Below are 12,822 nucleotides of genomic sequence, written 5' to 3'. Positions count from 1 at the left end.
GCAAATCAGCCGCAACGCCCGGAAAGGCTTGAGAAACTAGTCTTGAAACGGATCGGTCACAAGTATCGTGTCGTCCCGTTCCGGGCTGGTGGAGAGGAGCGCGACCGGCGCGCCGATCAACTCCTCGATATGGCGGACATATTTGACGGCCTGGGCCGGAAGGTCGTTCCAGCTGCGCGCGCCGGCGGTGGTGCCTTTCCACCCCTCCAGCGTCTCGTAGATTGGCTCGACGCGGGCCTGCGCGCCCTGGCTGGCGGGTAAATAGTCGATCGTCTCGCCGTCGAGGCGGTAGCCGGTACAGACCTTGATCTCGTCCAGCCCGTCAAGCACATCGAGCTTGGTCAGGGCGATGCCCTTGATGCCGTTGACGGCGACGGCCTGGCGCACCAGCACCGCGTCGAACCAGCCGCAGCGGCGCTTGCGGCCGGTGACGACGCCGAATTCATGGCCGCGCGTGCCGAGGAATTCACCGATCTCGTTCTGCTGCTCGGTCGGGAACGGACCTTCGCCTACGCGCGTCGTATAGGCCTTGGTGATGCCAAGCACATAGCCGATGGCGCCCGGGCCCACGCCGGCACCGGCTGCCGCCTGGCCGGCGACGGTGTTGGACGAGGTGACAAACGGATAGGTGCCATGATCGATGTCGAGCAGCGTGCCTTGCGCGCCCTCGAACAGGATGCGCTCGCCGGCCCGGCGCTTGTCGTCGAGCACCTTCCAGACCCGGTCCATGTAGGGCAGGATTTCGCCGGCGACCGAGGTCAGCTCTTGCATGACCGCGTCATGCGTGGCTTCGGCATGGCCAAGGCCGCGACGCAGTGCATTGTGATGCGTCAACAGCCTGTCGACCTTCAAGGGTAGTGTTTCCAAATCCGCCAGATCCATCACCCGCACCGCGCGCCGGCCCACCTTGTCCTCATAGGCGGGGCCGATACCGCGGCGGGTCGTGCCAATCTTGGTTCCGGAATTTGAAGCGGCGTCCTCGCGGAAGCCGTCCAGTTCCCGGTGCAGGGACAGGATAAGCGCTGTGTTTTCGGCTATTTTCAGGCGCTCCGGCGTTACCTCGACGCCCTGCCCCTTGAGCTTCGCCACTTCGGCGACGAATGCGTGCGGATCGAAGACGACGCCATTGCCGATGATGGACAGCTTGCCCTGCCGCACGACGCCCGACGGCAACAGCGACAGCTTGTAGACCTTGCCGTCGACGACCAGCGTGTGGCCGGCATTGTGGCCGCCCTGGAAACGCACCACGACATCGGCGCGCTCCGACAGCCAGTCGACGATCTTGCCCTTGCCTTCGTCACCCCATTGCGAGCCGACGACCACCACATTGGCCATGTTTCTTTTCCTTCGAGGCGCCGCCGCGCGGCTTGGATACGGTTCGAAACGACAGGCCTCTATAACGTCAAGAGCAGGCCGATGCGACCTTTCTTTGCCGCCGAAAATGGGCTGAGGCACAACAATTTTCAGCTTTGACATCATTTACTTGTCCAGGCGCGGGCAATAGGCCGGCGGGCACGCCCCATTCACCTCTTCCCGCTGCGACCCGCCATGCACCGAAGCGCCTACATGTTCCTGCTGCTCACCACCTTGCTGTGGGGCGGCAACTCGGTGGCCGGCAAGCTGGCGGTCGATCACGTCTCACCGATGACGCTGGTCTTCCTGCGCTGGGTGTTGGCAGTAGCAATCCTGCTGCCGATCGGCTGGAATGCGCTGAAAAGAGATTGGCCCGTCGTGCGCAGGCACTGGTTCGTGCTCGCCGCGCTTGGCGCCAGCGGCTTCACCTTGTTCAACACTATTTTCTATACGGCGCTCAATTACACGACCGCGATCAACGTTTCGATCGAGCAGGCGGCGATGCCTATCCTGATCATCGTAGCCAATTTCATCTTCTTCCGCCTTCGCGTGAACTGGGCGCAGATCGCGGGCGTGGTGCTGACGATCTTCGGCGTCATCCTGACCGCCTGCCACGGCGATCCGCGCCGGCTGCTGACATTGGAACTCAATTTCGGCGACGCCATCATGCTGGTCGCGGTCATCCTCTACAGCGGCTATTCGGTCGGGTTGCGGCTGAAGCCTGCCATGCAATGGCAGAGCCTGATGCTGGCCATGTCGCTCGCCGCGCTCGTCACCTCGCTGCCGTTCTTCCTATGGGAAATCGCGGCCGGCAAGGTCATCGTTCCCGACGCGCGCGGCTGGGCGGTAATCGTCTATACCGCGATCGGCGCCTCGGTCGTCTCGCAGATATTCTACATCAGGGGCAATGAGCTGATCGGCGCCAACCGGGCCGGCCTGTTCATCAACCTGGTGCCGATCTTCGGCACCCTGCTATCGGTGCTGATCGTCGGCGAGACATTCCAGCTCTACCAGGCGTTGGCGCTCGTCCTCGTGCTGGGCGGCATCGCGCTTGCCGAATATAGCGGCCGCAAGGCAGCCATGCCGAGGCCCCGGTAAACTCGCTTCGCGCCCCGATCGTCAGCTTCAAGGAGAGCGTCGGCTCGCCCGGCAATTCGCAGGACTACTGCAATTCCTTGCGCACCGCCGCCACGTCGTCGGACGAGACTGCCGGGGCGGCATTGCCCCAGCAGACAAGCCCTACACGCTGCCGACGTCGAACTGCAGCCGCTTGGCCGAATCGATCGATTTGTGCGCCCGCACCTGCTCCAGCACTTTTTCCGGGAACGGTGCGTCGAGATAGAGCAGCGCGATGGCATCGCCCCCCGGCCGGTTGCGGCCGAGCTGGAAGTTGGCGATGTTGACGCCGTTCTCGCCGCACACCGTGCCGAGCAGGCCGATAATGCCCGGCGCGTCGGCATTGGTCGTGTAGAGCATGTGCTGGCCGACCTCGGCATCGAGATTGATGCCCTTGATCTGTATGAAGCGCGGCTTGCCGTCGGAAAAACAGGTGCCGGCGATCGAGCGCGTCATATGCTCGGTCTTGACCGTCAGCTTGATATAGCCGTCGAACACGCCCGATTTGTCGCGCTTGACCTCGGCGACGATGATGCCGCGCTCCTTCACCATGATCGGCGCCGACACCATGTTGACGTCGGCTACCTGCGGCCTGATCAGCCCGGCAAGGGCCGCGCTGATCAGCGCGCGCGTATTCATCGTCGCGGTCGAGCCGTCGAACAGGATTTCCACCTCCTTGATCGGGTCCTCGGTGACCTGGCCGACAAAGGCGCCAAGCACTTCGGCGAGCTTGACGAAGGGTTTGAGCCGCGGCGCTTCCTCCGCGGTGATCGACGGCATGTTGATGGCGTTGGAGACGGCGCCCTTGATCAGGTAGTCGGCCATCTGTTCGGCGACCTGCAGCGCGACGTTCTCTTGCGCCTCCGCCGTCGAGGCGCCGAGATGGGGGGTGGCCACCACATTCTCCATGCCGAACAATGCGTTCTGTTCGGCCGGCTCGGCCTCGAACACGTCGATGCCGGCGCCGGCCACCTTGCCGCTCTTCAGCGCCGCCACCAGGTCGGCTTCGACGACCAGCCCGCCACGGGCGCAGTTGATGATGCGCACGCCGTCCTTCATTTTGGCGATCGCGGCGGCATCGATGATGTTGCGCGTCTTGTCGGTCAACGGCGTGTGCAGCGTGATGAAGTCCGCGCGGGCGAAGAGCTCGTCCAGTTCAACCTTGTCGACGCCGAGTTCCTCGGCGCGTTTGTCCGACAGGAACGGATCGAAGGCGACGACATGCATCTTCAGGCCGACGCCGCGCGTGGCGACGATCGAGCCGATATTGCCGCAGCCGATGACGCCGAGCGTCTTGCCGGTGATCTCGACGCCCATGAAGCGGTTCTTTTCCCATTTGCCTGCATGCGTCGAGGCGTTGGCTTCCGGGATCTGGCGGGCGAGCGCGAAGATCATCGCTACCGCATGCTCGGCTGTCGTGATCGAATTGCCGAACGGCGTGTTCATCACGATAATGCCCTTGCGGCTGGCCGCCGGTATGTCGACATTGTCGACGCCGATACCGGCCCGGCCGACGACCTTGAGCCTGGTGGCGGCATTGATCAGCTTCTCGGTAACCTTGGTCGCCGAGCGGATGGCGAGGCCGTCATACTGGTCAATCACTTCAAGCAGCTTCTCCTTGTCCTTGCCGAGATCTGGAAGATAGTCGACCTCGATGCCGCGATCCCTAAAGATCTGAACAGCGGTGGTGGAAAGTTTATCCGAGACGAGAACGCGAGGCATGGGATTGGTCCTTGTTGCTTACCCCACCCGCCTTCGCTTCGCTCAGGCATCTTCTCCACGGGGGAGAAGGTCAGGCGCCGATCTTTCTCCCCTTGTGGGAGAAGGTGGCCGCGAAGCGGCCGGATGAGGGCTGTTCCAGAAAATAGCTATTGAGTTTCAGGCTGCCGCTTTCAGCGACGCCTTCTGGCCGGCGAAGGCCCAGTCGAGCCAGGGCAGCAGAGCTTCGAGATCGGAGGTCTCGACCGTTGCGCCGCACCAGATGCGCAGGCCAGGCGGCGCGTCGCGATAGGAACCGATGTCATAGGCGACACCTTCCTTGTCGAGCGCTGAAACCAGACCCTTGGCGAAGGCCGCCTGTGCGTCGGCGTCGAGTGCAGCGACTTGTCCGTCGGTGAAGGACAGGCAGACGGACGTGTTCGACCGCGTCGCCGGCTCTACGGCGAGATGGCCAAGCCAGGAGGATTTCGCGACGAAACGGTCGAGCACGGCCGCGTTGGCGTCGGCCCTGGCGACCAGCGCATCGAGGCCGCCGATCGATTTCGCCCAGCTGAGCGCGTCGAGATAGTCCTCGACGCACAGCATCGACGGCGTGTTGATGGTTTCGCCCTTGAAGATGCCTTCGATCAATTTGCCGCCCGAGGTCAGGCGGAAGATCTTCGGCAGCGGCCATGCAGGCTTATAGCTCTCCAGCCGCTCGACGGCGCGGGGCGACAGGATCAGCATGCCATGCGCGCCTTCGCCGCCCAGCACCTTCTGCCAGGAGAAGGTCACGACATCGAGTTTCTCGAAGTCGAGCTTCTGCGCGAAGGCGGCCGATGTCGCGTCGCAGATGGTCAGACCCTTGCGATCGGCCGGGATGAAATCGCCGTTCGGCACGCGCACGCCCGAGGTCGTGCCGTTCCAGGTGAAGACCACGTCGCGGTCGAAATCGATCTTGCCGAGATCCGGCAGTTCGCCGTAACCGGCCTCGAGCTTGCGCACACCGGCAAGCTTCAACTGCTTGACCACGTCGGTGATCCAGCCGGAGCCGAAACTCTCCCAGGCGACCATGTCGACGCCGCGCTCACCCAGCAGCGACCAGAGTGCCATCTCGACGGCGCCTGTATCGGACGCCGGCACGATGCCGATGCGGTAGTCGGCAGGAACCTGGAGAATTTCGCGCGTCAGCGCGATCGCCTGTTCGAGCTTGGTCTTGCCGATCTTGGCGCGATGGGAACGGCCGAGCGCGGCAGCTTTCAGCGCCTCGACCGACCAGCCGGGGCGTTTCGCGCAGGGACCTGAGGAAAAATTGGGGTTTGCCGGACGGAGTCCGGGCTTCGTATGCGTCGTCATGGTGGTCTATCCTTCCAGATAGTGGCCCCTCGTTGGGGAGGGGTGGCCCACGGACGGCGATATGCGCTCGGGCTTCGGGCGTCAAGGGGAAAGTTTTTGTCGCGGGCAGGATACTGGCGACCCGCGATCAGGATCTCGTGAGCTTCAAACGCAAACGGCGGACCGAAGAGATCCGCCGCCAGGGTTCATGTATGCCAGCCTACTACCAGAGATCGTAGCGTAGCCCGAGCTTAACCTGATGATTGCTGATTCCCTTGTGGACCGGAAACGAGGTCAGGCTCTCGGCCGTCACATATTCGGCGTCGGGCGCCGAGAAATACTGATAGCCGAGATCGACGGAAACATTCTTCGACACCTGATAGGCAAGGCCGGCATTCAGCGTGTAAGCGAAGGAATACTTGGTCTTGTCGTCACTCAGTCCGAAGTCGTCGGTTGGATCGCCATTGTCGGTGAAATAGCTCGCCGAGAGCTTGTGCGTGCTCCTGACGATGCCGATGCCGGCGCCGAGATAGGGTGTTATGCCGACATAGGTTCCAAGGTCGACATAGCCGTTGAGCATGCCTGAAAAGGCATAGTTCTTCAGGGACGCCGACGCCAGGGTCGCCTCTGCCGCGGTCGCTGAATCGTCATAGCCAATGCGGATCTTGTTGCCGGGCAGGTAACCCAGATTGAGATCGGCACGCAGATAATCGTTGAAGTGGTAGCCGAAGCCGATGCTGGCGAAGACCGGGTCTTCCTCGTTGTCGAAGCTCGCCGGCGTGAAGGCGAAATCCTCATTCTTGAAGCTCTTCTCTACCAGGTAGGAGACATCGCCGCGCAGATACCAGCCCGAGCCGACCTCGACCGGCACGTAGTCGGGCGCCTGGTCGACATAGACCGGGGGATCATAGTCGGCGGCCAGCGCAGGCGTCAGCGGCATGATGGCGAATGTGGCAAGCACCGGCGCCATACGCGATGTGAGTTTCATGATCCCCTGCTCCCGATTTCGGCGCCACCAGACGGCAGCCATCGTTTCAGGAAGCATTGTTAACCATAGTGGTTAAGTCGGGGTTAAGGCTAACAGAGCGTTAGCGAATGATTTTCGGGCAGCCAGACAAGCGAAAACCGCCCGGCTGATGCCGGGCGGTTTCGGACCGTTGGATGGTCGGATGTTACTTGGTGTAGATCGGCTCGGGTTCGGGCTGATAGGCCACCGTCGGCGCGGCGCAACCGTTGTTGCCGCCGAACTGGTACCGCAGGCCGCCGCGCACCTCATGCGTGTCGATGCCGCGGTCGAAGCCCGGCCCGGCGCTGCTGATATCCCACTCGAACATGCGGCCACCCTGGATGTGGCTGTAGCGATAGCCCGCGTCCAGGATCAGCTTGTCGGTCAGGCAGTAGGAAGCGCCGGCCATGAGCGCGTAGGCAAAGCGCCAGCTTTTCGCACCGGGGTTGAACTCGGTGGTGTTCGGGTCCCTGACATCGTCCCATCTGACATGCGCGCCGCCGATGCCGGCGCCGACATAGGGCGTGATGCCGTGATAGGTGCCGAGATCGACATAGGCGTTGGCCAGCAGCAGCAAGGCGCTCATTTTCGACACTTCGGTCGACGTCGAGAAAGCGTCCGAGGTTCCGCCGTCGAAGTTCGACTTGAACCAGTAATCGGCGGTCAAATCCGTACGAAAATGATCGTTGATCTTGTAGCCGACGCCGGCGCCGAGCGAGAAGCCGCCCTTGAGCTTGCCGAAATCGAAGCTCCTGTCGCCGGGAATGACGTTACAATTACAGGGATCGATGGTGTAGGTCGTGTAATCGATGCCGCGCACTTTCGACTTGTGGTAGTCGAGATCGCCGCGAATGTACCAGCCGCCGACATCGACTGGCTGCTCGTATACCGGCGGCGGCGCCTCTTCGACCACCGGCTCCGGAAGGTCGGCCGCGAACACCGGCCATGCCAGGCCCGCGAACAGCGCGGCGAACAGGGCCTTTCTTGCTGTATTGAACATGCTTGTCACCCCTAGAAACCCTCGGAACAGCGGTCGCGTCCGAATGAGATTGGCTTTCAGGCGTGGATAATGAATTGCAAAGGTTAAAAGGCATTTAACCCTGTCTATTAACCACGAATCTCGAGCATTTGAGGAATTCGGATGGTTCCATGTGTCTCGAGCCAGTTCCGCAGGCAAACAAAAGCCCGCCGGACGGGCGGGCTTCGAAGCAATCAGAGCGGCGTCGGCCCTCCGGATGCTCCTGAGATTAGGCGGCGCTGCGTGTTTCCGAGATGACCTCGACGATGTCGTTGACGACGGCCTCGACCAGCTGCGGGTCGTCGCCCTCGGCCATGACACGGATCAGCGGCTCGGTGCCGGACGGCCGGATGACGAGCCGCCCCGCCTTGCCGAGGCGTTGACGGGCGTCCTCGATCGCAGCCTTGACCGGAGCTTCCTCGAGCGGCTTGCCGCCGGCGATGCGGACGTTCTTGAGGAGTTGCGGCACCGGCTCGAACTTCTTCGACAATTCGCTGACCGGCCGGCCCTGCCGCTTGATGCAGGCCAGCACCTGCAGCGCCGAAACCAGGCCGTCGCCCGTGGTCGAGAAGTCCGACAGCACGATGTGGCCCGACTGCTCGCCGCCGACATTGAGCCCGTGCGCGCGCATATGCTCGACGACATAGCGGTCGCCGACCTTGGTGCGGTGCAATTGCAGCTTCATGTCGCCGAGGAAGCGTTCGAGGCCGAGATTGGACATGACCGTCGAAACGACGCCACCGCCGGCAAGCCGCCCGCTCTGGTGCCAGGACTCGGCGATCATTGCCATGATCTGGTCGCCGTCGACGATCGCGCCGTTCTCGTCAACGATGACGACACGGTCGGCATCGCCGTCGAGCGCGATGCCGATGTCGGCGCGCACCTCGTGCACTTTCTTCTGCAGGCCTGCCGGATGGGTCGAGCCGCATTCCTTGTTGATGTTGAAGCCGTTGGGCTCGACATTGATGGCCACCACTTCGGCGCCCAGCTCCCAAAGCGCCTCGGGGGCAACCTTGTAGGCGGCGCCATTGGCGCAATCGACGACGATCCTCAAACCTGAAAGCGACATCGAACGCGGCAAGGTGCGCTTTGCAAACTCGATGTAGCGGTCATGCACGCCATCGACGCGCTTGGCGCGACCAAGTCCGTCGGAATCGGCGAGTGCCAGTTCGATATCCTTGTCCAGCATGCTCTCGATGCGCTCTTCGATCTCGTCGGAGAGCTTGTAGCCGTCGGGACCGAATAGCTTGATGCCATTGTCGTAATAAGGATTGTGCGAGGCCGAGATCATGACGCCGATATCGGCGCGCAGCGAACGCACCAACATGGCGACCGCCGGCGTCGGGATGGGGCCGAGCAGGAACACGTCCATGCCGGCGGCGCAGAGGCCCGCCACCATGGCGTTCTCGATCATGTAGCCGGAAAGTCTGGTGTCCTTGCCGAGCACCACACGGTGACGATGGCTCCCGCGCTGGAAGGACAGGCCGGCCGCCATGCCGACCCTCATCGCGATTTCCGCCGTCATTGGAAACTTGTTGGCGCGCCCGCGAATACCGTCCGTGCCGAAATAATTTCCTGCCATGCTAGTCAGTGTCCCCGGTGGTTCTTGCCCGGTACGTCATGCCATAATTGGCCGGCGCACTACGATCACATTTCGTGATTATCTGTTACCAATCCTTTAGAAAACCCTTGTTGTGCATTGCACACAGACTGGCGCAACCTAGCGTGATGGCGCTGCCTCGCCACAATATACCATGCCTGTGGACCATTCGACATGGATTTACCCACAAATTCTTGTCTTCCAGCCGGCAACAGGCAACGATTTCATCACCTTGCCGGCAGAAGCCGGGTTTCGGCGATGTATACGCCACTTAGCATCTGGCGCAACCGACCGTTGAGCGTTATTGATTTGCTGGGACGTATAATGGGCTGCTGCAACGGAGAAACGCTATGCTCATCCACCGACTTGCCACTTTGACCGGCCTTGCGGTCGCGACGTTATTCCTGGCCGCGCCAGCCAACGCGCTGACGATGGCCGAGTGCAGCACGAAGTATAACGCGGCCAAGGACGCGGGGACACTTGCCGGCCAGACCTGGAACCAGTTCCGCAAGGCGCAGTGCGGCACTGATGCCGCCGCGACAGCCAAGCCCGACGCCAAGGCAGCGGACACCAAGGCGGCCGATACGAAGCCGGCCAAGGCGACCAAGGCTGCGGCCGCCGCCGACGACGGAGCCAAAGGCCTGACCGCAAAGGAATGCAGCACCAAGTACCAGGCGGCCAAGGCCGCCGGCACGCTCAACGGCATGAAGTGGAACGACTTCCGCAAGAGCGAATGCGCCACCGGCGCGTCCGCTGCCGCCGGCGCATCCGCTGCCGCCGCCACCAAACCGGCGACCACCAAGGCGGCGACCACGGCTGCGGCGACCGACAGCTCGGGCAAGGGCCTGAGCATGGCCGACTGCAGCAGCAAGTACCAGGCTGCCAAGACCGCCAATACGCTCAACGGCATGAAGTGGAACGACTTCCGGAAGGCCGAATGCGGCGCCAGCGCCTCGGACGATGACACCGTCCCGGCTCCAACAGAGGCGACCTACACCAAGGAGCCGGCAAAGCCGACTGTCGCTGCGCCGAAGGGCGTGAGTTTCCCGACCGCAATCTCGCCGAAATTCGCCACCGAAACCCCGGCCAAGGCCCGCATGCATACCTGCCTCCAGCAGTACTATGCCAACAAGGACGCCAACACGCTTGGCGGCTTGAAGTGGATCCAGAAGGGCGGCGGCTTCTACAGCCTGTGCAATGCCAAGCTGAAGAGCTGAGCGACAGCACTATTTGAGGAAAGTAAGGCCCGCGAGCCGCAGGGTTCGCGGGCTTTTTTGCCCGCGGCTTCAGCAGGAATCCCCGCTGACGAGAGGCGCGTTGCCGGCGACGCTGCAAACTCCCCTCGTGGGGGAGATGGCCGGCAGGCCAGAAGGGGGGGGGCACGAAGGATCGTTGCCTGCTCCCGGCCAGGTTGCCTCGCACTCACGAAAAGCTGGGCGAGGGTGGCTCGAGGAATCGTCGAACGGCAAGAGAGATCCTCCCCCGCAGCCCGGAAGGCCTAACTCGATTTGTCGGCGGACGCTGCCCCCGCTGAGCTGCCCGGCATCTTCCACAAAGTGGGAAGATTGGCTGCTGCCACGCCGGCTTCCGCCAATCGCCTAACCAACCTTGCAGGCGCAGGCCACGGAGAAACTCAGCAGCCTGCCCCAAACAAAAACGCCGCGGTCGAACCGCGGCGTTTCTCAATTTGTTCTTGGCCGAGTTCAGCTCGACGGCTGCGGTTCCATGCCGCCCTCGGGCTCGGGACCCTTTTTGCGGCGGCCCGACTTCGGCACGGCCGAACCACGGCTCGGCGGCGTGTCGTCGCCGAGATCGCGCGCGGGCTTCTCGCCGGCGATCAGCTGCTTGATCTCGTCGCCCGACAGCGTCTCGTATTCGAGCAGGCCCTGCGCCAGCGCGATCCATTCCTTCTTCTTCTTGGTCAGCACCGACCTCGCGGTCGAATAGGCCTCGTCGATCAGGCGCCGCACCTCGGCGTCGATGATCTGCGCGGTTTCTTCCGAGATGTTCTGCGTGCGCGCCACCGAATGGCCGAGGAACACTTCCTCCTGGTTGTCGCCATAAGCGACATGGCCGAGCTTGTCGGAAAAGCCCCAGCGCGTGACCATGGCGCGCGCCAGCTTGGTCGCCTGCTCGATATCGGAGGAAGCGCCCGACGTGATGTTCTCCTTGCCGAACTTGAACTCCTCGGCGACGCGGCCGCCCATCATGATGGCAAGCCGTGAGATCATGTACTTGTAGCTCATCGAATAGCGGTCGCCTTCCGGCAACTGCATGACCATGCCGAGCGCGCGGCCGCGCGGAATGATTGTCGCCTTGTGCAGCGGATCGGCCGACGGCACGTTGAGCGCCAGTATGGCGTGACCGGCCTCGTGATAGGCGGTCAACTCCTTCTCGGCCTGGGTCATGGCCGAGGAGCGGCGCTCGGCGCCCATCATGATCTTGTCCTTGGCGTCCTCGAACTCGGCCATGGTCACGAGGCGCTTGTTACGCCGCGCCGCCATCAGGGCGGCCTCGTTGACGAGGTTCATCAGATCGGCGCCGGAGAAGCCCGGCGTGCCGCGGGAGACGACCTTGAGGTCGACATTGGGCGCCAGCGGCACGTTGCGCACATGCACTTTCAGGATCTTCTCGCGTCCGACGATGTCGGGGTTCGGCACCACCACCTGGCGGTCGAAACGGCCGGGCCTCAGCAGCGCCGGGTCGAGCACGTCGGGCCGGTTGGTGGCGGCGATCAGGATGATGCTTTCGTTGGACTCGAAGCCGTCCATCTCGACCAGCAGCTGATTTAGCGTCTGCTCGCGCTCATCATTACCGCCGCCGAGACCCGCGCCGCGGTGACGGCCGACCGCGTCGATTTCGTCGATGAAGATGATGCAGGGCGCGTTCTTCTTGGCCTGGTCGAACATGTCGCGCACGCGGCTGGCGCCGACGCCGACGAACATCTCGACGAAGTCCGAACCCGAAATGGTGAAGAACGGCACGTTGGCCTCGCCGGCGACCGAGCGGGCGAGCAGCGTCTTGCCGGTTCCCGGAGGGCCGACCAAGAGCACGCCGCGCGGGATCTTGCCGCCGAGCCGCTGGAATTTCTGCGGATCGCGCAGGAACTCGACGATCTCCTCCAGGTCTTCCTTGGCCTCGTCGACGCCGGCGACGTCCTGGAAGGTGACGCGGCCATGCGCCTCGGTCAGAAGCTTGGCCTTCGACTTGCCAAAGCCCATGGCACGACCGGAGCCGGACTGCATCTGGCGCATGAAGAATATCCATACGCCGAGGATCAGGATCATCGGCAGCCACGAGATCAGGTAACCGAACAGCGAGTTTGAACCGTCGGTCTCCGGCCGCGCATTGATGGTAACGTTCTTGTCCTGCAGCCGCGAGACCAGCGACGGATCGCCGGGCGAATAGGTCTGGAAGCCGCTCGAATTGTCGGTGTAGGTGCCGGAGATGCGGGCGCCGGCGATGGTCACCGTCTTGACCCGGCCCGCCGCGACATCCTGCAGGAACTGCGAATAAGGTACATCGCTCGAAGCCCCACGCGTCTGCGGCGTCTGGAACAGATTGAAGAGGGCGATGAGCAGGACCGCTATGATCGCCCAGAGCGCGAGGTTGCGATAGTTCGGATTCATCAATTGTCCCGTTGGCGTCCGCGGGCGGACACGCGTCGTGAGAGGAAACTTGAGCCTAACATAGGGA

Annotated in this window: 9 protein-coding genes; 2 read left to right on the top strand and 7 right to left on the bottom strand. The window is 62.9% G+C overall.

Annotated elements, in window-relative coordinates:
- Window positions 1–36: 36 nt before the first annotated feature.
- A complete protein-coding gene (locus FJ951_RS22680) occupies window positions 37–1,335 on the bottom strand; it encodes an adenylosuccinate synthase (protein WP_140493285.1) in 1,299 nt (432 codons plus the stop codon).
- A gap of 213 nt (window positions 1,336–1,548) precedes the next feature.
- On the opposite strand from FJ951_RS22680, the gene FJ951_RS22675 reads away from it, so the two are divergent.
- Entirely contained in the window at window positions 1,549–2,451 is a 903-nt protein-coding gene (locus FJ951_RS22675) for a DMT family transporter (protein ID WP_140517562.1), read from the top strand.
- 141 nt (window positions 2,452–2,592) lie between these two features.
- Here FJ951_RS22675 and serA read toward each other — a convergent pair whose 3' ends face one another.
- From serA to glmM, 5 genes are all read right to left on the bottom strand, one after another.
- The gene (gene serA / locus FJ951_RS22670) at window positions 2,593–4,191 is read right to left on the bottom strand and encodes a phosphoglycerate dehydrogenase (protein WP_140517561.1); all 1,599 of its coding nucleotides are present in this window, start codon (window positions 4,189–4,191) and stop codon (window positions 2,593–2,595) included.
- Window positions 4,192–4,347: 156 nt separating this feature from the next.
- Window positions 4,348–5,523: a phosphoserine transaminase gene (locus tag FJ951_RS22665; RefSeq protein ID WP_140517560.1), complete on the bottom strand. Its 1,176-nt coding sequence runs from the start codon at window positions 5,521–5,523 to the stop codon at window positions 4,348–4,350.
- A 202-nt stretch (window positions 5,524–5,725) separates the two neighbouring features.
- A complete protein-coding gene (locus FJ951_RS22660; RefSeq protein WP_140517559.1) occupies window positions 5,726–6,490 on the bottom strand; it encodes an outer membrane protein in 765 nt (254 codons plus the stop codon).
- 184 nt (window positions 6,491–6,674) lie between these two features.
- The gene (locus FJ951_RS22655; protein ID WP_140493269.1) at window positions 6,675–7,508 is read right to left on the bottom strand and encodes an outer membrane protein; all 834 of its coding nucleotides are present in this window, start codon (window positions 7,506–7,508) and stop codon (window positions 6,675–6,677) included.
- A gap of 247 nt (window positions 7,509–7,755) precedes the next feature.
- Window positions 7,756–9,108 (bottom strand): phosphoglucosamine mutase, encoded by a 1,353-nt coding sequence (glmM, locus tag FJ951_RS22650; protein WP_140493266.1) that lies wholly within the window; start codon window positions 9,106–9,108, stop codon window positions 7,756–7,758.
- Window positions 9,109–9,476: 368 nt separating this feature from the next.
- On the opposite strand from glmM, the gene FJ951_RS22645 reads away from it, so the two are divergent.
- A complete protein-coding gene (locus FJ951_RS22645; RefSeq protein WP_140493263.1) occupies window positions 9,477–10,343 on the top strand; it encodes a hypothetical protein in 867 nt (288 codons plus the stop codon).
- A gap of 486 nt (window positions 10,344–10,829) precedes the next feature.
- Here the strand turns inward: FJ951_RS22645 and ftsH are convergent, their stop codons facing one another.
- On the bottom strand, window positions 10,830–12,755 hold the full coding sequence (ftsH, locus tag FJ951_RS22640; RefSeq protein WP_140493260.1) for an ATP-dependent zinc metalloprotease FtsH: 1,926 nt from the start codon (window positions 12,753–12,755) through the stop codon (window positions 10,830–10,832).
- Window positions 12,756–12,822 lie beyond the last annotated feature (67 nt).

The sequence above is a fragment of the Mesorhizobium sp. B2-2-3 genome, from assembly GCF_006442405.1.
Taxonomy (GTDB): Bacteria; Pseudomonadota; Alphaproteobacteria; order Rhizobiales; family Rhizobiaceae; genus Mesorhizobium.
This window is presented reverse-complemented; position numbering and strand designations above follow the sequence as displayed.